This is a genomic window from Parahaliea mediterranea, assembly GCF_003402235.1.
In the GTDB taxonomy this organism is placed as follows: domain Bacteria; phylum Pseudomonadota; class Gammaproteobacteria; order Pseudomonadales; family Halieaceae; genus Parahaliea; species Parahaliea mediterranea.
Window position 1 is genome coordinate 777,538 of sequence record NZ_QEWO01000001.1, and the last position, 22,305, is coordinate 799,842.

Below are 22,305 nucleotides of genomic sequence, written 5' to 3' on the forward strand. Positions count from 1 at the left end.
GTCTCCTTTAGTGTGCCCCGCTCGCTGATGCCGCAGGACTGGGAGCCAGTGTAGGCAGCGCCCCGGTTAAACTCCTCACCACACCAGTAAAGAAGTGTTAAGAAGCGCCACGGCGGGTTAAGTGGCGTGACAGGGCCGGTGCAAACGCTGACAATCCAGCCTGAACCCCAAGGGACGGGCCCATGGACGCCGACATTCTCATCATCGACGACGACACCGAACTGTGCGAACTGCTGGCGGAGTTTTTGAGCCTTGAGGGCTTTCGGGTGCAGGCCCGGCACAACGGCGAACAGGCCCTGGCACACTGCCACGAACAGCCCTACGACGCCATTGTGCTGGACATCATGCTGCCCGGCCTGCAGGGCCTGGAAGTGCTGCGCCGGCTGCGCGCCTTCAGCCACACCCCGGTGTTGATGCTCACCGCCCGCGGCGAAGACACCGACCGCATTGTCGGCCTGGAGCTGGGCGCCGACGACTACCTGCCCAAACCCTGCAACCCGCGCGAGCTGGCGGCGCGGCTGCGGGCCATTCTGCGCCGCACCCAGGCCCAGGAAGAGGCCAGCCCCAGCCGCGAACTGCAGGTGGGCCGCCTGCACCTGAACAGCAGCCAGCGCCAGGCCAGCTACAACGGCGCGGCGCTGAACCTGACCAGCGCCGAATTCAACGTGCTGCACAGCCTGCTGGCCCGCGCCGGCCAGGTGGTGGACAAAGACACCCTGTGCCAGGAGGCCCTGGGCCGGCCCCTGTCGGCCTACGACCGCAGCGTAGACGTGCACGTCAGTAAAATCCGCCGCAAGCTGGCGGACTGCGGCGGCGACAACCTCATCCTGAGCGTGCGCGGCGCCGGCTACCAGTACGCCCCCGACGCCGGCGGAGCGCCCGCGTGAGGCTGCGCAACAACCTGTATATCAAGCTGTTTGTCGGCTTCTGGCTGATCAGCACCGGCATTCTGGCCAGCTGGATGCTGGCGGCAAGTTACTTTGAATCCCTGCCGGCGGAGATTGTCGACGTGGAGCGCCCCGGCCCGCCGCCGCGCTCGGTGCTCCGGCTGATCTACCAGCTGCAAAATGCCAGCGACGACGAACTGTTAGACACCCTGAAAAGCGGCGACCGCCGCCACCACGCCCGCATCTACCTGCTGAACAACAACGGCGAAGACCTGCTCGGGCGCAAGGTGCCGGAGGGCGTGCAGCTGGCGGCCGACCAGCTCGGGCGCGGCCAGCGCCGCATTCTGCTGCGGCGCGAAAATGCTCCGCCCATTGCCGCCCACCTCATCTACCGGGAGCGGCAGGGCTTGCTGCGCGCCGTGATGGTGGGGCGCGACGACAAGCACAGGAGCCTGCTGCGCACCCTGAGCGACAAGCTGTGGCTGCGCATTCTGCTGGCGGTGGTGATCAGCGGCCTGCTCTGCTACTTCCTGTCGCGGCTGATGACAGGCCGCCTGGAACGCCTGCGCCAGGCGGCCCGTTCGCTGGCGGCGGGCGAGCTGGACACGCGCATCAACGTGCGCCCCCAGGGCGGCGACGAGGCCGACGAGCTGGCCCGCAGCTTCAACAGCATGGCCGAGCAACTGCAGCGCCGGGTAGAGGCACAAAAGCGCCTGCTGAGCGATGTATCCCACGAACTGCGCTCGCCCCTGGCGCGGATGAAAATCGCCATCGCCCTGGCCGAGCAGCAACCCGGCCCGCCCAGCGCCCAGCTGAATCGGCTGGAGCGCGAAGTGGAGCGCCTGGATGAACTGGTGGGGCAACTGCTGAGCGCCCAGAGCACCAACAGCAGCCTAGACGAGCACATCGACCTCGGCGTGCTGCTGCGCGAACTGTGCGCCGATGCCGACTTTGAAGCCCGTGCCGGCAACCGCCAGGTGAACCTGGACGACCCACTTGAACAGGCCCTGGTGGCCACCCGTGGCGACCTGCTGCGCAAGACCTTCGAGAACATCCTGCGCAACGCCGTGCATCACAGCCCGCCCGACAGCCGGGTGCAGGTCACCCTGGCCCAGCACGGCCCCCACTACCGGGTGCGGGTGCGCGATGCCGGCCCCGGCATTCCCGAGGCCGAACTGGAGCGGGTATTCGACGCCTTTTACCGGGTGGACACCGCGCGCAGCCGCGACACCGGCGGCCACGGCCTGGGGCTGTCCATCGCCAAGCGCGCGGTGGAACAGCACGGCGGCAGCATCAGCGCGCGCAATGCCAACCCCGGCCTGGAAGTGACTGTTGAACTACCAGCCAGTACCGACCTGCCCTGAGCCAGCACCCGGCAAGCATAGCGTGGCAGCGGCTGCCAGCGGTGCTAGAATCGGCCCTCTTTTTGCCTGCTAACCCCAAACACATGCTCGATATCAAACCCATGGCCGGTGCCCTCGGCGCCGAAATTCACGGCATCGACCTGTCCCGCGACCTGAGCGGCAGCGACGTAGACACCCTGCGCCAGCTGCTGAACGAACACGAGGTGATTTTCTTCCGCGACCAGGACATCAGCCCGGCCCGCCAACACGCCCTGGCCAGCGCCTTTGGCCCCCTGCAGACCCACCCGGCCTACGCCACGGTGGAGGGCTTTCCCGAGATCACCATTCTCGAAAGCACCCCCGAGAAGCCCACCAAAATCGAGGCCTGGCACACCGACATGACCTTCCGGGCCCATCCGCCGATGGCGACGTTCCTGAAGTCGGTGATTGTGCCTGCGCGGGGCGGCGATACCCTGTGGTCCAGCATGACCGCCGCCTACAATGCGCTGTCGGCGCCGATGAAGCAGTTTCTGGACGGCCTCAGCGCCGAGCACGACTTCAGCCATGGCTTCAAGGAAAGCCTGGCCGAACCCGGCGGGCGCGAGCGCCTGGCAGGTGCCGTGGCGGCCAACCCGCCGGTGGTGCACCCGGTGATTCGCACCCACCCGGAAACCGGGCGCAAGGTGCTGTTTGTGAACAGCCTGTTCACCACCCGCATTCTGGGCCTGCCGGTGGCCGAGAGCCGCGCGGTGCTGGACTTTCTGTTCCAGCACGCCCGCACCGACGAGTTCACCTGCCGCTTCCAGTGGCGCCCCCACAGCATTGCCATCTGGGACAACCGCAGCACCCAGCATAAGCCGGTTAACGATTACTTTCCCCAGCACCGGCGCATGGAGCGCATTGTGGTGGACGGCGACCGGCCCTACTGAGCCGGGCGCGCTTCAGCTTCTGGGCGGTATGGCGTAGGTGCCCACGGCGTGGGCCACCGGCGCGTCGCTGCCTTCTGAATAGAGACTTACCTCACCCGTCGCCAGCAGTTTGCCGAGCTTGAGCAGCCGGCACTCGGCAATCACCGCGCAGTCGGCGGCGGGCTTGCGCAGGAAGTTCACATTCAGGCTGGTGGTAACCGCCAGTGCCACCTGGCCGATTTCGCCGAGAATGGCGGCGTACAGCGCCGCGTCGGCCAGCGCCATCAGGGTCGGGCCGGAAACCGTGCCCCCCGGGCGCAGGTGCGCGGTGTCCACCGGCTGGCGCAGGCGCGCGCCGAGCCCGCCCACGCTCTCCACCACCATGGTGGAATGGGGAAATTCGCGGCGAAAAAACGCCTCCAGCGCTGCCGCACTCATGCCCTGCTGGGATTCACTCACAATGACGTCCTTTTCTGTGTGTTGACTGGTTGTGTGCGCATGCCCCGGCATTCTAAACAAAAACGCCCCGGTCGACAGGGCGACCGGGGCGCGGGTAACAAAGGTGCCAAGCGCGCCTTAGATTAGGCGGGGCTCAGAATTCATAGCCCACCGATACCGCCCAGGTGCGCGGCATGTTGTAGGCGCCGGTCACAAAGGGGCCCACCACGTAGCTGTTGGTCAGCACGCGGGTGTCTTCCAGGTTGCGGCCCTCCAGGGCAACGCGCCAGCGCTCAGAGGGTGAAGACCATGCCGCCAATGCATTCCAGATGGCATGTTCATCCTGCACCTGCTGCGCCTGGATGGGGTCGTTCAGGTTGACCGGCGAGTTGGTGAAGGACTCGGAGCGGTAGGATACGTCGGTGCCCAGCAGCAAAAAGCCGTAATCGCCAAGGGTCATGTCGTAGGCTAGGCGCGCCTGTGCCGTCCACTCGGGCGAGAAGCCAATGCCGGTGCTGCTGGCAATGTTCTGGCCGTTGGACTCGTACTCCTTCATGTCGGTGTCCAGGTAACCCACGTTCAGGGCGAAGGTCAGCCCTTCTACCGGCGGCAGCCAGTTCAGCTCCACTTCCACACCGGAGGTTTCCAGTTCACCCACGTTGCCAACGCGCTCTTCCAGGTCGCCGGTCACAGTGTCCAGGGTGATGGAGGTGAGCTGCTTGTCGGTGTAGTCGTTGAAGAAGGCCTCGGCGTTCAGGCGCAGGGCGCCGTCGAGCCAGGTGCTCTTCACACCCAGGTTGTAGTTGTCCACCACTTCCGGCTCGAAGGGCGTGGTGACGCCGCCGTTGCGCTGGAAGCCGCCGGATTTAAAGCCGGTGGAGTAACCCAGGTAGAACATCAGGTCATCGCCGGCAAACCAGGTCAGCTTGGCGCTGGGGGTAAACTCGCTCCAGCTGTCGCTGGCGTCGGTGTTCTCGGCGTAGCTCACTTCGGTGTAGCGGGAATTGCCGGCCCAGTAGGCAAACAGCGGGCTCTGCTCGGCCACCGCCTCCATGCCCGGGCGAATCGCCACAATGGCCCCGGGGGGAAAGCCCTGCAAGCCCGCCAGGGCGTAAAAGCCCTGGGTCACGTCGGCGCGCTGGAATTCTTCCTTGCTGTCTTCGGTGTAGCGGGCGCCAACGGAAAGCTGCCAGCTTTCGGTAAAGTCCCAGTCCAGCGACGCATAGGCGGATTTGGATTCCAGTTCCTGGTGATCCTTGTAGGTGTTTTTCTCCTGGAACTGGATGGCGCGCAGGCGCGGACCCTGGAAGGTGTAGTTCTGCAGGTCTTCCTCGGCCTTCAGGTAGTAAAGACCCATCACCGCTTCCAGGTTTTCGCCTGAGTAGTTGAACTGGAACTCCTGGCTGAAGTCGGAGGCCTCGCGCGGGCGCATGGAGTAAATGAACACCTGGTCGCTGCCGTCAAAATCAAAGGGCTGGGTGTTGTCGATGTCGCGCTGGGCAGTCACCGACTTCACCGTCCAGCTGTCGGACACATCCCAGTTCACGGTCATGGCCAGGGTGGTGGCGTCCACCTCAAACTGCTCAAAACCGTCGGTAAATTCCGTGTTGACCCGGTCGATGTCGGTGGGCAGGGACGCATCGTCGGGGCTGTCCACCACACCCAGGCCCTGGCCCAGGAACTGGTTGGCGCCGTTGATCACAAAGCTGATGCCATCCAGTGTCGCCTGGTTGACCGCCACCCGGTTGGGCACGCGGGGGTCGGAGTGGTCGGAGGAGTAATCGGCGGAGAGCTTCACCGACAAGGCGTCGGTGGCGCGCCACAGCAGGCTGCCGCGATAGGCCTGGTTGTCGGCGCCCCAGAAGTCCTCGCCGTCGAAGGCGTTGGTCTGAATGCCGTCCTGGGCTTTCACCATGGCGCCAAAGCTGCCGTAAAGGCTGTCCTGGATCAGCGGGCCAGACACGCTCGCCTTGGCCTGCCTCAGGTCAAAGCGGCCGGTTTTCAGCTCTACGTTGCCGGTGAATTCTTCGCTGGGCTCGCGGGAGACATACTTGATGGCGCCGCCAATGGTGTTGCGCCCGTAAAGGTTGCCCTGCGGGCCCTTGAGGATTTCGATGCGCTCCACATCGTACACCTCCAGCAGGGAGCCGCTGGTCCGGTTCAGGTAGACGTCGTCCACGTAGATGCCAATGCCCTGGGGGAAGCCGGGGTCGTTGCCGATGCCGCGCATGAATACCGACACCGCGCCGGCCACCAGGCCACCGGTATCGGTCAGTGTGACGTTGGGGGTCATGCGCTCAAGGTCGAGAATGTTATCGACCTGGGCGTTCTGCAACTGGTTGGCGGTGAAGGCGCTCACCGCCATGGGTACATCCTGCAGGCTCTCGGTGCGCTTGCGGGCGGTAACCACCACTTCCTCAAGCTGCGCCTGGGCGCTGTCCACGGTGCCAATGGCGGCCACCACGGCAAGGGCCAACAGGGATGTGGGTTTACGGGGGAATCGCGACATACTTTCTGCTCCGGTGTAATGCGTTATAAGTTGCAAGCCGCAAGGGCCCGCACGGCAGTTTTTGCGAGCCGCGCATTATTTCGGAGCAGATAGGCTTACAACATGGCCGCGACTCTCACCGTCATAAACATTTTCTGTCAGCCCAGGTAGGCCTGGCCGCCGTCCAGGCCAATGCTCTGGCCGTTGACGTAGGCGGAATAATCACTGCACAGCGACGCCACGTAACGGCCGATATCCGCCTCGCAATCGCCAATGCGGCGCTGGGGAATGCTGGCGATAAAGGCCTCGGCCTCTTCCGGGTTGTTGTCGATCCACCAGGCGAGGCCGGGGGATGTGGCGTGGGGCAGAATGACGTTGGTGCGAATGCCGTCCTTGCCCCACTCACTGGCCGCGGCCCGGGTGAGGGAGCGAATGGCTTCCTTGGTGGCGGCATAGGCGCCGTAGCCGGTCATGTCCCAGCGCTTGCCGGCGGAGCTGGCGAGGTTGACGATCACCCCGTCGCCCTTGAGATGGGGATAGCACAGTTTCATCAGGCGGAAGGTGGCCAGGGGGCCAGATTCCCAGCCGCGCTGGAAGGCGTCTTCGTCCACCTGTTGCAGGGTGCCCAGCGGCACCTCCTGGGCATTGTTGACCAGGATGTTCAGGCCGCCGAAATGGGCCACAACGGCCTCCACCGTGGTTTGCAGGGATTCACCAGATTTCACATCGCACACCAGCGGCAGGGCATCGCCGCCGCGCTCACGGATTTGCTCGCAGGTGTTTTCCAGCTTCTCCAGGGTGCGCCCGGTCACCGCCACTTTGGCACCCTCGGCGGCCAGCGCCAGCGCAATGCCCTGGCCCACGCCCTGCCCGGCACCGGTTACCAGTGCGATTTTGTTTTCCAGCAGCATGCTGCCCTCCTCCCTCGGTGGATACAGTGAATGTGGCGGCAAGCCTAAGCCCGCCCCGCGCACCACCGCAAAAAACAGCCACCGCTTTCAGGGCATTGGTTCAGCCAGCGCTACCATCCCACACTTCGCCCAGGCTGCGCACGCCGTCGCGGTAGCTGCGCGGGGTCTGCCCGGTCCAGGCCTTGAAGGAGCGCACAAAGGAGCTCGGCTCGGTAAAGCCCAGGTACTCGGCCACCTCCGCCACCTTGGCGTCTTCGTTGATGAGCTTGTCGATGGCGACCTGGCAGCGCACCTCGTCTTTCAGTGCCTGGTAGCTGGTGCCTTCGCGCTGCAGGCGCCGGCGTACGCTGGACTCGGACATCAGCAGCTGGCCAGCCACGGTTTCCAGCGAGGGCAGCGGCCCGGGCAAGTCGATGGTGATCAGCGATTTGATGGCGGCGCTGGTGCTGGCCTGCTGGCGGTCGATGGCGATCAGCTGGTACACCGCGTTGGCCAGAAATTCCTTGAGGGATTCCGCCGTCTGCACGACCCGCCGGCCCAGGTCGTCGCGCTGGAATTCAATGGCGCTGTCGCGCTCGCCAAACTGCACCGGGCAGTGGAACACATCTTCCAGCCGCCGGGTGTAGGTGTCGCTGCGCCCGGGGGCGGCAATGGTCACCGCGCTCAACTCCAAAGGCTGGCCGGTCAGCCAGCCGCACAGGGCATGCCACACCAGCAGGCCCGAGGCGCGGCTCACCGGCTGCAAAAAACCTTCCCGATCCCACTGCTCCAGCATCAGCGCTTCGGCATCGTCGTCGTTGTCGAAGTCGTAGCACAGGCGGGCGCGGCCGGCGCCGTCTTCCTTAAGGTGAATGCGATAACCCAGCAGCGGGTAGAGCAGTTCATCAAAACGCTCGGCCAGGCGCAGGGCCTCTCCCAGGGTGCGCGCGCCAATCAGGCAGTGGCACTTGAGCTCAAAACTCTCGGTGCCGATGCCGGCGCCCCAGGGCAGGGTGCGCTTGAGGGTTTGCATCTGCTCCGCCGCCGCTTTGTACAGGCGCGAATACTGCAGCGCCGACAGGGGATAGTCCGGCGGCAGCGCCGCCAGGCGGGCGGCCACCAGGCCGGCGCGGGTCAGCGGCGTCTCGGTATCCAGGCCCAGCCGTTCAAGATATGCAACCAGGCGGCTGAATTGATAGGCATTGACAGTAATGTCTTTCATAGCGTCGGGCACTGGCGGTTTATGTCTAGTAATCTGGAGGTTGTCGCGCTTGGTCGCAACGCACGAGAGCGTAGCATAGTGCTCCCTCTCACGCTTACATCCCAACAGGAGACAGACATGGGCCTACTGCAGGGCAAGACAGGTATTGTGACCGGCGCAGGCCAGGGCATCGGGCGGGCCATCGCCCAGTCCTACGCGCGCGAAGGCGCGCAGGTGGTGGTGGCGGACTTTAACGCCGAAGCCGGCGAGGAAACCGTCAAGCTGATTACCGAAGCCGGCGGCAGCGCCGTGTTTGTGCATGGCGATGTCAGCGTGGAAGAATCGGTGCGCGCCATGGTGGAAACCGCCGTCAGCACCTACGGCCGCCTGGACATTGCCTGCAACAGCGCCGCCCTCAGTCGCGGCCACGGCCCCATCCACGAATTCGAGCGCGAAGAGTTCGACCGCACCGTGGAGATGTGCTTCACCAACACCTGGCTGTGCATGAAGTATGAGATTCCCGCCATGCTGGCAAACGGCGGCGGCGCCATCGTCAACATTTCGTCCAACTCCTCCCTGAAGGGCCAGGCCTACAACACCGCCTACGCCGCGGCCAAGGGCGGGGTGAACATTCTCACCAAGAGCGCCGCCGCCGAGTACGGCGCCCTGGGCGTGCGCATCAATGCGGTGTCGCCCGGCGTCATCCGCACCCCCGGCGTGGAAAAATACTTTGAAGAACAGCCCAAAATCGCCGAGGGCCTGAAAAAGGCCGCGGTGATGAACCGCCTGGGTGAACCCGAGGAGATTGCCGAAGCCGTCACCTTCCTCAGCTCCGACCGGGCCTCGTTCATCACCGGCCAGATTCTCTCGGTGGATGGCGGTGGCGCCGTCAAGTAAGGCGCGCCTGCTGGCGCTACTGCTGGGGGCCGCCCCGGCGGTGGCCGCCGCAGGTGACTTCGAGGCCTGGCAGCACTACGGCGGCGACCCGGGCAACACCCACTACTCCAGCCTGAGCCAGATCAACCGCGACAACGTGGCCAGCCTGCAACCGGCCTGGACCTACCACAGCGCCGCCGGCAAAGACCTGCCCGCCAGCTCGGAACTGCAGGTCAACCCGATTGTGGTGGACGGCGTGCTTTACGGGCGCAACCCGCTGTACAACGTGTTTGCGGTGGATGCCGCCAGCGGCAAGGTGCGCTGGACCTACGACCCGCCGCTGGAGCATGTGGGCCTGTCCAACATGCGCGGCCTTACCTACTGGCCCGGCAGTGACAAACAAGCCCCGCGCATTCTGTTCACCACCGGCCACTTCCTGCTGGCGCTGAACGCCACCAACGGCCAGTTGATCGACAGCTTTGGCGATAAGGGCCGGGTCGATTTGCGCGAAGGCCTGGGGCGCGACCCGGCACTGGTCAGCATCAACGCGCCCTCCCCCGGCGTGCTGTTTGGCGACCTGATCATTATGGGCTCGGCGGTGACAGAAACCGCCGGCGCCGCGCCCGGCGACATCCGCGCCTACGATGTGCGCAGCGGCAAGCTGGTGTGGACCTTTCACACCATTCCCCACCCCGGTGAAGTGGGCCACGACACCTGGCCCGAAGACGCCTGGAAAACCTTTGGCGGCGCCAATGCCTGGGCCGGCATGAGCGTGGACGAGGCGCGCGGCGTGGTTTACGTGCCAACCGGCTCACCCGCGCCGGACTTTGACGGTTCCGGCCGCAGCGGCGCCAACCTGTTCGGCAACAGCATCATTGCCCTCGACGCCCGCAGCGGCAAGCGCCTGTGGCACTACCAGGCCGTGCATCACGATTTGTGGGACCGCGACCTGAGCTCTGCCCCCACCCTGGTGGAGGTCACCCGCGACGGCAAGCAGCACCAGTGGCTGGCCCAGGCCAGCAAACAGGGCGTGCTCTACCTGCTGGACCGCGACAGCGGCGAGCCGGTGTTTGCGGTCGAAGAAGTGCCCGTGCCCGCATCGGCGGTGCCCGACGAGCAGGCCTACCCCACCCAGCCCGCGGTGACCCTGCCGGAGCCCTTCAGCCGCCAGCACATGAGCGTTGACGACCTCAGCGACATCAGCCCCGAGGCCCACGCCTATGTGAAGGCGCAGTGGGAGCAGGCGGAATCCTTTGCCTATCTGCGCCCGCCCGGTCTCAAGCCAAGCGTACTGTTTCCCGGCTTTTACGGCGGCGCCAACTGGGGCGGCGGCGCCTTCGACCCGGCCACCAACACCTATTACATCAACGCCATGGAAGCGCCCCACCTGGTGCAGATGGAAGCAGTGGAGGTGAACAAGGGCAGCGAGCTGGGCATGGGGCAGTTTCTGTTTCGCCAGCACTGCAGCGGCTGCCACGGCGTGAACCTGGAGGGCTTTTACCCCTACGCGCCGGCCTTGAAAGATGTGGCCGAGCGGCTGGACAAACGCAGCGCCCACCGCACCGTGGCCGAAGGCAAGGGCCGCATGATGCCCTTCAGCCACCTCAATCGCCACGAGCGCGACGCGATTATCGACTACCTGTTTGCCTTCAGCCGCGGCGAAACGGTGCCCGAGGATGACAGCGCGGAAAAAGAAACCCGCTATGTGTTTGCGGGCTACCGCGATTTTGTCGACCAGCGCTTTTACCCGGCGGTCAAGCCGCCCTGGGGCACCCTCACCGCCATCGACCTCGCCACCGGCAAGCGCCGCTGGCAGATTCCACTGGGTGAGTACGAGCAACTCAGCAAAGAGGGCATTGCCCCCACCGGCACCCGCAACTACGGCGGCCCGGTAGTCACCGCCGGGGGGTTGCTAATCATTGCCGCCAGTTCGGATGCCCGGCTGCGCATCTTCGACAAACACAGCGGCGAGCTGCTGTGGAGCTACCCGCTGCCGGCGGCGGGCTACGCCACCCCCGCCACCTACGAGATCGACGGGCGCCAGTACATAGTCATCACCTGCAGTGGTGGCAAGCTCGGCACGCCCACTGGCGATGCCTACATGGCCTTTGCCCTGCCTGCGCAAAACCCCTGAAAAAACGCTTCGCAACTGGCAGGTACACCATTGTGCCGCCATAATGTCAGCCAAACATTTTGCGGAGCGCACACCATGGAATCTAAGGATGCCAGTCGTACCCCAACCCACCTGATCGACGCGGCGGTACGCCTGGGCCTGTTGTTTCTGCTGGCCTGGTTTTCGGTCAGGGTCTTCAGCCCCTTCCTCGGCCTGATGGTGTGGGCCATGGTGCTGGCCATTGCCCTGTACCCCCTGAACGAGAGGATCGCCCGGACGCTGGGCTGCTCCGGCGGCAAGGCCGCCACCCTCATGGTGCTGTCGCTGGTGGTGCTGCTGGGCGTGCCCACGGTGCTGCTGGGTATCTCCTTTGTGGATCACCTGATGAACATCTACAAAGGCATGGCCGCCGGCACCCTCACTGTACCGCCACCCCGCCCAGGCGTGCAGGACTGGCCCGTGATAGGCGAGCGCGTGTTCAGCGCCTGGACCGCCGCCGCCGACAACCTGCAGGCCTTCGCCGCCCAGAACCAGGACAAGCTGCGCGAACTCACCCGCGATGCGGCCGGCGCGGTGGGCGGCGCCATGACCACGGTGCTGTCGTTCATTGCCGCCTTTATCGTGGCCGGCATCATGATGGCCTACGCCCAGCCGGGCGCGCGCAGCACCGACCGTATTTTTACCCGTATCTGCGGCCCCAAGGTGGGCCCGGAACTGCATGAACTGTCGGTGCTCACCGTGCGCTCGGTGGCCGTTGGCGTGGTGGGCGTGGCCTTTATCCAGGCCGTGCTGCTGGGCATTGGCTTTCTGGTGGCGGGCATCCCCGCCGCCGGGGTGCTGGCGGTGGTGGTGCTGTTCCTGGGCATTGCCCAGATACCGGCCGCCCTGGTGGTGATTCCCGCGGTGGCGTGGATATGGGTGGCCGGCGACGGTTCCATGCTGCTCAATGTGGTCGTCAGCATTTATTTGATTCTGGCCGGCCTTGCCGACAACGTGCTCAAGCCCCTGCTGCTGGGCCGCGGCCTGTCGGTGCCCATGCCCATCATCCTCATCGGCGCGCTGGGCGGCATGATCAGCAGCGGCCTGGTGGGGCTGTTTGTGGGCGCGGTGATCCTTGCGGTGGCCTACCAGTTGTTCATGGCCTGGGTGAACGACGGCCAGCCAGAGCCAGTGGCCACAGAGGACAGCGCCCAACCGTGAACGCTGCCAGGGCCCGCCGGCTTGCCGCCCTGCTGGGCCTGGCGGCCACCGCCTGCACGCCCCTGGGGCCGGATTTTCGCGAACCCGCGCCGGACTGGCTGGCCCAGTGGCAGCCCGCCCTGTACCAGCAGGTCGACATCGTGCCCGGTGCCAAGGCCGATGCCCTGGCCAACTGGTGGCAGCGCTTTGACGACCCGGTGCTGAACGCTCTGATTGCCAGCGCCCGCAGCGAAAACCCCGGCCTGCGCATCGCCGGCCTGCGTATTCTGGAAGCCCGCGCGCTGCAGGGCATTGCCACTGGCCTGCAGTATCCGCAGGTGCAGCAGATCAATGCCTCCGCCGCCTACGCCCGGCAGGAAAACCACGGCGGCGCGCTGGATCGCAGCAGCGAAGTCAGCACCGCCGATGCCTCCTTCGACATCGGCTGGGAGATGGACTTCTGGGGCCGCTTTCGCCGCGGGGTGGAATCCGCCGATGCCGCGTACTTCGCCTCGGTGACCAACCAGCGCGACGTGCAGGTGCTGCTGACCAGCCAGGTGGCCAGCCTTTACTACGGCTACAAAACCACCCTGCAGCGCATTGAACTGGCGCGGCGCAACGAAGCCCTGCAAAAACGCAGTTTTGAGATTACCGAGAAGCTCTTCAACAGCGGCCAGGATTCGGAGCTGGACCTGCAACAGGCCCGCGCCCAGTACCTGGCCACCCGCGCCACCATCCCGGCCCTGCAGCAGGCCCTGACCCAACAGCGCAATGCCCTGTGCGCCCTGCTCGGCCGCCCACCGGGGCCGCTGGCGGAACTGCAGGACGTGAACAGCGACCTGCCGGTGCCGCACACCATCAGCAGCAATACCCTGCCGGCGGCCCTGCTGGCGCGCCGCCCGGATGTGCGCAGCGCGGCCTGGCAGGCGGCGGCCCAGTCGGCCCAGATCGGCATTGCCGAGGCGGACCTCTACCCCTCCCTGAGCCTGGTGGGCACCCTGGGCTGGTCTGGCAACAGCCTGGACAGTGTGGGCGATGTCAGCACCCTGGCCGGCGGCCCGGCCCTGAGCTGGAACATTTTCAATTACGGCCGCATCCGCAATAACGTGCGGGTGCAGGACGCCCGCCTGGAACAGGCGCTGGAAAACTACCGCAACACCGTGCTCGGCGCGGCGCGTGAGATTGACGACGCCGCCAGCCAGATTGCCACCACCGCCGAAAGCCAGGGCATTCTCGACGAGTCCGTCGCCGCCGCCGAACGCTCACTGGCCATTGCCACCCGCCGCTACAGCGAGGGTTATTCAGACTTTCAGCGGGTGCTGGACGCCCAGGCCGCCACCTTCGCCCAGACCGACCGCGCCACGGTCAACCGGGGCAACCATGTGGCGGCCATCATCAACCTGTACAAAGCCCTGGGCGGCGGCTGGCAGCAGAGCGACATCAACACCCTGCTGCCGGCGGCCACCCGCGAGCGCATGGGCGAGCGCAGCAACTGGGGCGACCTGCTGGAGGCCCCCCTGCCACAACCTGAGGAAGAGCAGCCGTGAGCCAGGAAACAGCCATGAGTGGAGATTCAACCACCCCCGCCCCACAGGACAGTGCCCGCTCGGTCAATCGCGGGGCCATCATTATCGCCGCCCTGATCGCCCTGAGCCTGCTGTGGTACCTGGCCGCCAACCGCTTTACGCCCTATACCTCCCAGGCCCGGGTGCAGGGCTATGTGGTGGGCGTGGCGCCCAAGGTGGCGGGGCTGGTAACCGAGGTGTGGGTAAGCAACAACCAGCGGGTGCAAGCCGGCCAGAAGCTGTTCCAGATCGACCGCTCGCAGTACGAGATTGCCCTGCAGAAAGCCAACTCCGACCTGGACAACGCCCGTCAGCAGGTGGCCGCCGGCGATGCCACGGTCACCCAGGCCGAAGCCGGCCTGGAAGCCGCCCTGGCCGGCCAGCGCAAGGCAGAGCAGGACTACACCCGCCTCAATCGCCTACGCAGTGACGACCCCGGCACCATCTCCGCCCGGCGGCTGGAAGTCTCCGCCGCCAACCTGCAGGCGGCGCGCGCCCAGGTGGCCGCGGCCCGGGCCCAGATTCAGGCCGCCATTGAACAAAAAGGCGGCGCCTCCCAGGAGAACAACACCGTACTGCAGGTGGCCCGCACCGGGGTGGAGAAGGCCCAGCTGGATTTGGACAACACCACGGTGGTGGCCCAGTCCGACGGGGTGATCACCAACCTGCTGGCGGAAGTGGGCCAGTTTGCCGGCACCGGCAACCCGGTGCTGACCCTGGTGGCAGTGGGGGACGTGTGGATCAACGCCGACTACACCGAAAACAACCTGGGCCACCTGAAGCCCGGTACGCCGGTGGAGATTCTGCTGGACGCCCTGCCCGGCCAGGTGTTCAAGGGCAAGGTTCGCGACATTGGCGTGGGCATCAACGCCAGCCAGAGCACGCCACCTGGCTCGCTGCCCAACATCCAGAACGACCGCGACTGGCTGCGCCAGGCCCAGCGCTTTCCGGTACAGGTGGAATTTGAAAAACCGATACCAGCCGAGGTAATTCGCCAGCTGCGCATTGGCGGCCAGGCTTCGGTGATCGCCTATACCGACGGCCACGGCCTGCTGGGCCTGCTCGGCGCACTGTACATTCGCGTGCTCAGCGTCTTTTCCTACGCCTATTGAGCATGCGAGCGCCCCTGCCCGCCCGTCGCGCCTTTCGCCTGGCCACCGCCGTTGCCATCGCCCTGGCGGCGGGCTACGGCCTGGCCCTGCCCATCCCCTTTATTGCGCCGCTGCTGGTGGTCATTCTGGGCGGTGCCGGCAACCCGCCGCCGGGGCCAAAGCAATTGCTGGTGCTGCTGCTGGTGCTGGCACTCACCCTCAGCGTGGGGGTACTGCTGGGGCCGCTGCTGCAGTACGCGCCCACCTCGGCGCTGCTGCTGATTGTGGTCGGGCTGTACTTGAGCAGCCGTTTGGCCATTGTCGGCGGCAGGGATGGCCCCGCCACCCTGCTGGCCCTGGGGCTGACGGTGATTCCGGCTGCCAGCACTGTAAGCCAGGCCCTGGCAACAGCGCTGATTACCACCCTGATCGCCAGCACGGTGATTGCCGTTGTCGGCCTGTGGCTGGCCTACCCGCTGTTCCCGGAAGAGGCGGCCGCCAGCAAGGCCCCGGCGCCGGCGCCCAACGCGGATGATGGCCACTGGCGCTCGCTGCGGGCCACCCTGATTGTGCTGCCGGCCTTTGTGCTGACCCTCACCAATCCCGGCGCCTACCTGCCGCTGACGGTAAAGAGCATCCTGCTCGGCCGGGAGGCCTCCGGCCTGCAGTTGAAAGGGGCAGCACGGGAGATGATCGGCTCCACGGCCCTGGGCGGTGTGTGCGCGATACTGCTGTGGAGCCTGCTCAGCCTGGCGGTGGAGCTGTGGTTTTTTGCCGCCTGGGCGTGGCTGTTTGCCCTGCTGCTGGGCGCCCGGGCCTACCGCGCCCTGCCCAGCCGCCTGCCGCCCACGTTCTGGATCAACACCCTCACCACCCTGCTGATTCTGCTGGGCGCCGCGGTGCAGGACAGCGCCAACGGCAAGGATGTGTACCAGGCCTTTGCCGTGCGCATGGGCCTGTTCCTGGCGGTGGCGGTGTATGCCGTGCTGGCGGTGGGGGTACTGCAATCCTGGCGTGAGCGGCGCCTGCGCCAATCGATGAAGGAGTTACCGGCATGCTAGCCAACCTCACCCTGGGCCTGACCACCATGGCGGTGTGTTTGATGCTGCAGATTGCACTGATCATTGCCGCCCTGCGCTTTTTCAGCCATCGCACTGACTGGCTGGGCTCGGCCTTTCTGGGGGGCATGCGGCTGATGACCGGGGTGATGCTGATCCTGATTGTCGGCAACATCGGCCAGGTAACCGTGTGGGCGCTGCTGTTTTACCTGCTGGGGGAGTTCGACACGCTGTCGCTGGCCATTTACCACTCGGCGGTCAACTTCGCGACCCTGGGCTATGGCGATATTGTGATGTCCGACGCGCACCGCCTGCTGGGTCCGCTGGAAGCGATTCACGGCGCGCTGATGATCGGTGTTTCCACCGGCGCCCTGTCGCGGGCCTTTGGCGAGGCCATGCGCGTGCGCATCGCCCCGCCGCAGGAAGCACCCTAGGCGGTTGCCGGCGGGTAGGAGGAGTAGCCTTCAGGCCCCGGCGTGTACAGGCGTGACAGGTCGAACTCGGCGAGATCCACGCCGCGCCGCCAGCGCTCTACCAGATCCGGGTTGGCGATAAAGGGCCGCCCGTAAGATACCGCCGCGGCCGCCCCGGAAGACACCGCCGCCTGGCCTTCCTCAAAGCTGTAGCTCTCGTTCACCACCAGCCGGTCGCCAAAGTAACGCTGGCCAAGGGCAATGTTATCCACGCCGCCCTTGGGCATGCGGATCACGTGCAGGTAGGCCATGCCGCGCTTGGTCGCCTCGCCCAGCAGGTATTCAAAGGTTTCCTGCGGGTTGGCGTCGGACAGGTCGTTGAAGGGGTTGCCCGGGCAGATGCGCATGCCGACCCGGCCGGGGCCCTGCACGCTGCACAGGGCATCCAGCACTTCCAGCACAAAGCGGGCGCGGTTTTCCACGCTGCCGCCGTAGGCGTCGTCGCGCGCATTGCTGCCGGTGGACAGGAACTGGGCCGGCAGGTAACCGCTGGTGCAGTGCAACTCTACGGCGTCAAAGCCGGCCTCAAAGGCGTTGATGGCTGCCTGGCGGTACTCTTCCACCACCGCGGGGATTTCCTCCAGCGCCAGGGCGCGGGGCTCATCCATGGGCTGCATGCCCTGCTGGTCGGTGTACATCTCGGCGTTGGCGCGAATGGCGGACGGCGCCACCGTTTCGCTGCCGGCGGGCTTGTTGAGGGCGCTGGCCACGCGGCCCACGTGCATCAGCTGGGCGCAGATCAGGCCGCCTTCACTGTGCACCGCGCCGGTCACCTGTTGCCAGGCCTTCACCTGGGCATTGTTATAAATGCCAGGTGTACGGCAATAGCCAAGGCCATCGGCGCTGGGGGCAATGCCCTCGCTGACAATCAGGCCGGCACTGGCGCGCTGGCGGTAATAGTCAACCATGTCGGCGGTGGGCACGGCGTCGGTATCCGCGCGACTGCGGGTCATCGGCGCCATCACCACGCGGTTGCGCAGCTCCAGGTCGCCCAGTTTCAGGGGGGAAAACAAATCCATGCCTATCTCACACGTATCTTGGGTTCGGGTGCGCCGCGGCGCATGGTGGTCAAAAACTGCTCCAGCGGTGCGGGAGCGGCCACTTCCGGCGCGTTGTCGCCCGGCGCTTTGGCCCAGAACTCGGCCCAGCTCGGCCACAGTTCATGGTAGGCGCCCTCGTACTGGTCGCGGTCTGGCCAGCGCATCTTGTTGTCGCCCACTGGCGGCTTGTTGAGGTCGGTGGCGTACCAGTAACAGGGCAGGCGGCGGCGGAAGTACCAACGGCCGTCGATGCGCTCGTAGTTGTCCCAGTACAGCATCTGCATGATCACCCACTCGGTGTCGCCGTTTTCACAGGGGGTCTCATGCTCGTTCTTGGAGTACACCACGCCGTGGGCGTGGTCGGCATCGTCAAACTCGATGATGTGGTTGCCGATGTGGTGCGAGGTGCCGGTGAACTGCAGGCGCAGGGTGTCATCCAGCCAGCGCTTGAGGTAGGCGCGGCCGCTGTGCTCGCGGCTCACGCGGATGTCGTGGGCAAACAGGTTTACGTGGGCGTCCAGGTCGCGCATGTCCAGCGACAGGGAGTACTTGGCCGCCAGCTGGCGGATTTCGTCCAGCGACTCCAAGCGGTCGATGCGCGCGGCAAGATTGTGCTCACTCATGGCTCAGTCCCAGGCGGCGGTGCCGGTATTCAGCTCGGCGGTGCGCCCGCCATCCACCACCAGCTCTGCGCCGGTAATGTAGGAGGCTTCGTCGCTGGCCAAAAACAGAATGGCATTGGCGCACTCGGCCGGGTCGCCAATGCGTTTGACCGGGATGGACTTGGCCGTGGCCTCCTGGGATTGTTCATCCGGCATCAGGGACTGGGTGGGCGGGGTAAGGAAGGCCCCGGGAATCACCGTATTGACCCGCACCTTGCCGCCCCACTCGATGGCCGCGTTGCGCGACAGGCCCAGCATGGCGGCCTTGGACGCAGAGTAACCCGCGGTACCCACGGAGCCCGCCAGACCGCACACGGAGGACACATTCACCACCGCGCCGTTGTGCTTGGACAGCTCGGCGAAGGCTTCGCGCATCAGGAACATGGCGCCGTCCAGTGACACGCTGAAGTTCTGTCGCCAGGCCTTGGTGCTGTGGCTGGCCAGCATGCCCGGCACCATCAGCACGGCGTTGTTGACCACGATGTCCAGCTTGCCGAAGGCGGCCACGGCCGCTTCCACCAGGCCCTTGACCGCGGCTTCGTCGGAGATGTCAGTGGCGTGGGCCAGTGCGGTGCCGCCAGCGGCTTCGATGTCATCGACAATGCCTTGCAGCTGTTCCTGGCGGCGCGCCGCCAGCACCACTTTGGCGCCCTCAGCGGCAAAACGGCGGGCAGTGGCCTCGCCGATACCCTGGCTGGCCCCGGTAATAATGGCTACCTTGTCCTTGAGTCTCATGGCGTTTTCCGGTTTTTTACGAGTGGATGGAAGTGCCGGAAGCTTAGGCGCCCGCCGCCGCCAGGGTCAATGAATCCGGGCCTTGCGCCGGCGGCGTTTTGACGCTACACGGCCCGATTAACAGCCGGAGTATAGCTATTTGCGCGGGTAACGAGGCAGACAGTTTTTGCAAGTCGTTCAAACCGCCGCGGGCCTCGCCTACCCTTTCGCCACTGACACATCACAACCCTAGAGGTGAAGACAATGAGCAAACGCATCCCGCTGCCGATGCCCTTCGGCTGGTTCCAGGTGGCCTACTCCCACGAACTGGGCGTGGCCGAATCCAAGCCCCTGCGCTACTTCGACACCGACCTGGTGATGTTCCGCACCGAAAGCGGCGAGGTAAAGGTGCTGGACGCCTACTGCCCGCACATGGGCGCCCACCTGGGCTATGGCATTCGCAGCCAGGCCGGGGGCGGCTCGGAGGTGCGCGGCGACTCCATCGTCTGCCCCTTCCACGGCTGGGCCTACAATGGCGAGGGCAAGTGCACCGACGTGCCCTACGCCAACAACCTGCCGCCCAAGGTGGCGCGCTGCGAAACCGTGATCAAACCCTGGCAGGTGCGCGAGCTGAACCAGTGCATTTTCGTCTGGTATCACCCCGAGGACGTGGCGCCCACCTTCGAGCCCGAAGTCATCCCCGAGGCAGCGCCAGACAACGAGGAGTGGGGCTCGCTGAAAATCCACGAGTGGGACATTGCCACCCACACCCAGGAAGTGGGCGAAAACTCGGTGGACGCGGCGCACTTCCTGTACGTGCACGGCACCCAGAACATTCCGACCCCGGAAATTACCGAGTTTGAGGGCATTCGCCGCCGCAGCCGACTGGTGAGCAAAATGCAGACCCCCCGCGGCGAGATCAAGGGCATCATCGACAACGCCAATACCGGCCCGGGCATGGCCGTGGTGCGCTTCAGCGGCATCTGCGACACCGTGCTGATGGCCAACCTGACCCCGGTGGATGAAGAAAACTGCAAGGCCTTCTACGCCTTCATCCAGAAAAAGGTGAACGGCGAGGAGCCGGTGGGCGGCGTGGCCGATGCCATCGTGGCGGACATCCGCAAGCAGATGGAAGAAGACCGCATCATCTGGGCGCGCAAGAAGTACTTTGAAAAGCCCATGCTGTGCGATAACGACGGCCCCTTTGCCAAGTTCCGCAAGTGGTACGGGCAGTTCCTGGTGGATTCCGCCGCCTGAGGACAGCGAGCAAACTGGCCGGGTTTCGCCCGGCCATAAAAAAACCCGCCTTGCGGCGGGTTTGAAAGTAACTCGTTGGACCTGGATGGGTGTTCCATCGGCGCCTTCAGGGGTTGGCGCCTGTGGCCGGCTTTAACAGCAGCCACAACATTTCGGAGTTGTGCTAACTGTAGTCCCGGCATTGATATATTTCTAATGTATTGTTTTCATGTAACACATGAATTCAATTTATATCAATGGCCGCCACCCATGGACACCCGCCCCCTGCAGAAGATCGACCTCAACCTGCTGATCGCCCTGGAGGCCCTGCTGGAGGAGCGCTCGGTATCGCGCGCCGCCCAGCGCCTGCACATCACCCAGCCCGCCATGAGCAAAACCCTGTCGCGGCTGCGCAGCGTGTTCGGCGACGCCCTGTTCACCCGCAACAGCCGCGGCATCCAGCCCACTCCCCGGGCGCTGGAGCTGGAGCAAACCCTGCCGGTGCTGCTGGCGGATATCTCGCGGCTGGTTACCGGCAGTGAATTCGACCCCTGGGCCACCACCGGCGAGGTGGTGCTGGCGCTGTCGGAATACGTGGGTGTCGCGCTGCTGCCGCCGCTGATCCGGCGCCTGCATGAACAGGCCCCGCGGCTGTCCATTCGCACCATCACCCGGGTGGAAAACCAGCTGGAGCAGCTGGCCAGCGGCAACCTGGACTTTGCCATTCACATTGCCCAGTCCCACTACCCGGCGGAGTTTCGGGTGCACGCGGTGGGCAGCTCGCCCCCGGCCATCCTGGTGCGAGAGGGCCACCCCCTCACCCACGGCGAAATCACCTGGGAGCGGTTGGCCAGCTACCCGCTGATTCGCCTGTATATTTCCGACCTTGGCCAGGCGGAGCTGGTGCGCAATTCAGAGACCTTCAACCGCATGCGCAACCCCCACCAGGGCTCGCTGGAAACCTCCCACCTGATGACGGCGCTGGAGGTGCTGCGCGGCACCGACTACTTCCTGCCGGGCCCGGCCTACATGCTGCAGAACGAGGCCACCGCCCGGGGCATTGTGGCCCTGCCCACCCCCGAAGGCGCCGACCACAGCATGAAATACATGCTGGTCATGCACGAGCGCGGCGCCAATTCGCCCCTGCACCAGTGGATGTGGCGGCAGATTGTAGACACCCTGCAATCGCTGGAGCAGGCGGAAGACGCTGCGGGCTAGGGCCATCGCCATCGCGGGGCACCACTGTCGCAGGGCGCCCCTTCCACCGCGGCCCGCCCTGCCCTATGCTAGCGGGCCAGCCGCCGGCCCCAACCCGCGACAAGGATCATGAGCAGAAGCAAGCGCCGCGACATTCCCCACTTCCAGACTCCCCTCATTGAAACCCACTGCCACCTGGACTATCTGGATCAGGAGCAGCTGGAGCACACCCTGGAGCGGGCCCGGGAAGTCGGCGTGGAACGCATAATCACCATCGCAGTGGCGCCAGGCAACCTCGACCGCGTGTTCCAGCTTGCCCACAGCGCGCCGGATGTGTGGGGCACCCAGGGCATTCACCCCCACGAGGCCGAGGGCTTTGATGACGGCGTGGCCCAGACCATCCACGAGCGCGCCGCGGATCCGCGCATCCTGGCGGTGGGGGAAATTGGCCTTGACTACTTCTACGACCACGCCGACCGCGCCGTGCAGCGCCAGGTGTTCGAAGCCCAGCTGCAGCTGGCGGTGGAGGTGGATTTGCCGGTGGTCATCCACACCCGTGAGGCCGACGAAGACACCCGCGCCATTCTCGCCAACTTCCGCCACAGCCTGCGCCGGCGCGGTGTCATCCACAGCTTCACCTCGGGCCTGGCGCTGGCGGAATACTGCCTGGGCGAGGGCTTCATGCTCGGCTTCAACGGCATCACCACCTTCAACCGCGCCGACAATGTGCGCGAGGTAGTGGCCGCCACGCCCATCAAGCAACTGCTGCTGGAGACCGACTCCCCCTACCTGACCCCGGTGCCCTACCGGGGCAAGCCCAACGCCCCCTACTACCTGCCCTTCGTGGCGGAAAAGGTTGCCGAGGTGAAGGGCGTGGCAGTGGAAGAACTGCTGCGACAGGCCCACGCCAACAGCCTGGCCCTGTTCTTCAACGGCAAATAGCCAG

General features: G+C 65.5%; 20 protein-coding genes. 13 read left to right on the top strand and 7 right to left on the bottom strand.

Annotation, left to right across the window (positions count from 1 at the left end; genetic code table 11):
- The first annotated feature begins 182 nt into the window (after positions 1-182).
- The 3 genes from DDZ17_RS03390 (at position 183) to tauD (ending at position 3,159) form a co-directional block, all read left to right on the top strand.
- Positions 183-887 carry a response regulator transcription factor gene (locus DDZ17_RS03390; RefSeq protein WP_116364514.1) on the top strand — a complete coding sequence of 235 codons (705 nt, stop codon included), beginning with the start codon at positions 183-185 and terminating at the stop codon, positions 885-887.
- Positions 884-2,251: an ATP-binding protein gene (locus tag DDZ17_RS03395; RefSeq protein ID WP_116364515.1), complete on the top strand. Its 1,368-nt coding sequence runs from the start codon at positions 884-886 to the stop codon at positions 2,249-2,251. The genes DDZ17_RS03390 and DDZ17_RS03395 overlap by 4 nt, the downstream gene beginning before the upstream one ends.
- Positions 2,252-2,334: 83 nt before the next feature.
- Entirely contained in the window at positions 2,335-3,159 is an 825-nt protein-coding gene (gene tauD, locus DDZ17_RS03400; RefSeq protein ID WP_116364516.1) for a taurine dioxygenase, read from the top strand.
- A 12-nt stretch (positions 3,160-3,171) separates the two neighbouring features.
- Here tauD and DDZ17_RS03405 read toward each other — a convergent pair whose 3' ends face one another.
- The 4 genes from DDZ17_RS03405 to DDZ17_RS03420 all read right to left on the bottom strand — a co-directional run bounded on the left by DDZ17_RS03405 (position 3,172) and on the right by DDZ17_RS03420 (position 8,176).
- On the bottom strand, positions 3,172-3,597 hold the full coding sequence (locus DDZ17_RS03405; RefSeq protein WP_241505770.1) for a PaaI family thioesterase: 426 nt from the start codon (positions 3,595-3,597) through the stop codon (positions 3,172-3,174).
- A 133-nt stretch (positions 3,598-3,730) separates the two neighbouring features.
- Complete coding sequence (locus DDZ17_RS03410) at positions 3,731-6,085, bottom strand: TonB-dependent receptor (protein ID WP_116364517.1); 2,355 nt, start codon at positions 6,083-6,085, stop codon at positions 3,731-3,733.
- A 137-nt stretch (positions 6,086-6,222) separates the two neighbouring features.
- A complete protein-coding gene (locus tag DDZ17_RS03415) occupies positions 6,223-6,975 on the bottom strand; it encodes an SDR family NAD(P)-dependent oxidoreductase (protein WP_116364518.1) in 753 nt (250 codons plus the stop codon).
- Between the two features lie 100 nt (positions 6,976-7,075).
- Positions 7,076-8,176, bottom strand: coding sequence for an AraC family transcriptional regulator (locus DDZ17_RS03420; RefSeq protein WP_116364519.1), 1,101 nt, complete (start codon positions 8,174-8,176; stop codon positions 7,076-7,078).
- A gap of 117 nt (positions 8,177-8,293) precedes the next feature.
- On the opposite strand from DDZ17_RS03420, the gene DDZ17_RS03425 reads away from it, so the two are divergent.
- The 7 genes from DDZ17_RS03425 (at position 8,294) to DDZ17_RS03455 (ending at position 16,471) form a co-directional block, all read left to right on the top strand.
- The gene (locus DDZ17_RS03425; protein ID WP_116364520.1) at positions 8,294-9,052 is read left to right on the top strand and encodes an SDR family NAD(P)-dependent oxidoreductase; all 759 of its coding nucleotides are present in this window, start codon (positions 8,294-8,296) and stop codon (positions 9,050-9,052) included.
- Entirely contained in the window at positions 9,036-11,165 is a 2,130-nt protein-coding gene (locus DDZ17_RS03430) for an outer membrane protein assembly factor BamB family protein (RefSeq protein WP_206613423.1), read from the top strand. The genes DDZ17_RS03425 and DDZ17_RS03430 overlap by 17 nt, the downstream gene beginning before the upstream one ends.
- Positions 11,166-11,240: 75 nt before the next feature.
- Positions 11,241-12,344 carry an AI-2E family transporter gene (locus DDZ17_RS03435; protein WP_116364522.1) on the top strand — a complete coding sequence of 368 codons (1,104 nt, stop codon included), beginning with the start codon at positions 11,241-11,243 and terminating at the stop codon, positions 12,342-12,344.
- Positions 12,341-13,870, top strand: a complete 1,530-nt coding sequence (locus DDZ17_RS03440) for an efflux transporter outer membrane subunit (RefSeq protein ID WP_241505771.1) — start codon at positions 12,341-12,343, stop codon at positions 13,868-13,870. Before DDZ17_RS03435 ends, DDZ17_RS03440 begins: the two co-directional genes overlap by 4 nt.
- 14 nt (positions 13,871-13,884) lie before the next feature.
- Entirely contained in the window at positions 13,885-15,000 is a 1,116-nt protein-coding gene (locus DDZ17_RS03445; protein WP_116364523.1) for an HlyD family secretion protein, read from the top strand.
- A 2-nt stretch (positions 15,001-15,002) separates the two neighbouring features.
- The gene (locus tag DDZ17_RS03450) at positions 15,003-16,040 is read left to right on the top strand and encodes a DUF2955 domain-containing protein (RefSeq protein WP_116364524.1); all 1,038 of its coding nucleotides are present in this window, start codon (positions 15,003-15,005) and stop codon (positions 16,038-16,040) included.
- Complete coding sequence (locus DDZ17_RS03455; protein ID WP_116364525.1) at positions 16,034-16,471, top strand: ion channel; 438 nt, start codon at positions 16,034-16,036, stop codon at positions 16,469-16,471. The genes DDZ17_RS03450 and DDZ17_RS03455 overlap by 7 nt, the downstream gene beginning before the upstream one ends.
- Here the strand turns inward: DDZ17_RS03455 and DDZ17_RS03460 are convergent.
- The 3 genes from DDZ17_RS03460 to DDZ17_RS03470 are packed head-to-tail and all read right to left on the bottom strand — an operon-like array spanning position 16,468 to position 18,947.
- Positions 16,468-17,529 (bottom strand): alkene reductase, encoded by a 1,062-nt coding sequence (locus DDZ17_RS03460; RefSeq protein WP_116364526.1) that lies wholly within the window; start codon positions 17,527-17,529, stop codon positions 16,468-16,470. The genes DDZ17_RS03455 and DDZ17_RS03460 overlap by 4 nt on opposite strands.
- Before the next feature lie 2 nt (positions 17,530-17,531).
- The gene (locus DDZ17_RS03465) at positions 17,532-18,173 is read right to left on the bottom strand and encodes a nuclear transport factor 2 family protein (protein WP_116364527.1); all 642 of its coding nucleotides are present in this window, start codon (positions 18,171-18,173) and stop codon (positions 17,532-17,534) included.
- A gap of 3 nt (positions 18,174-18,176) precedes the next feature.
- Positions 18,177-18,947: an SDR family NAD(P)-dependent oxidoreductase gene (locus tag DDZ17_RS03470; RefSeq protein ID WP_116364528.1), complete on the bottom strand. Its 771-nt coding sequence runs from the start codon at positions 18,945-18,947 to the stop codon at positions 18,177-18,179.
- Positions 18,948-19,190: 243 nt separating this feature from the next.
- Between DDZ17_RS03470 and DDZ17_RS03475 the strand changes: the two genes are divergently transcribed.
- The 3 genes from DDZ17_RS03475 to DDZ17_RS03485 all read left to right on the top strand — a co-directional run bounded on the left by DDZ17_RS03475 (position 19,191) and on the right by DDZ17_RS03485 (position 22,301).
- Positions 19,191-20,183: an aromatic ring-hydroxylating oxygenase subunit alpha gene (locus DDZ17_RS03475; RefSeq protein ID WP_116364529.1), complete on the top strand. Its 993-nt coding sequence runs from the start codon at positions 19,191-19,193 to the stop codon at positions 20,181-20,183.
- A 249-nt stretch (positions 20,184-20,432) separates the two neighbouring features.
- Positions 20,433-21,380, top strand: coding sequence for a LysR family transcriptional regulator (locus DDZ17_RS03480; protein ID WP_116364530.1), 948 nt, complete (start codon positions 20,433-20,435; stop codon positions 21,378-21,380).
- Between the two features lie 108 nt (positions 21,381-21,488).
- Complete coding sequence (locus tag DDZ17_RS03485; protein ID WP_116364531.1) at positions 21,489-22,301, top strand: TatD family hydrolase; 813 nt, start codon at positions 21,489-21,491, stop codon at positions 22,299-22,301.
- Positions 22,302-22,305: the final 4 nt, after the last annotated feature.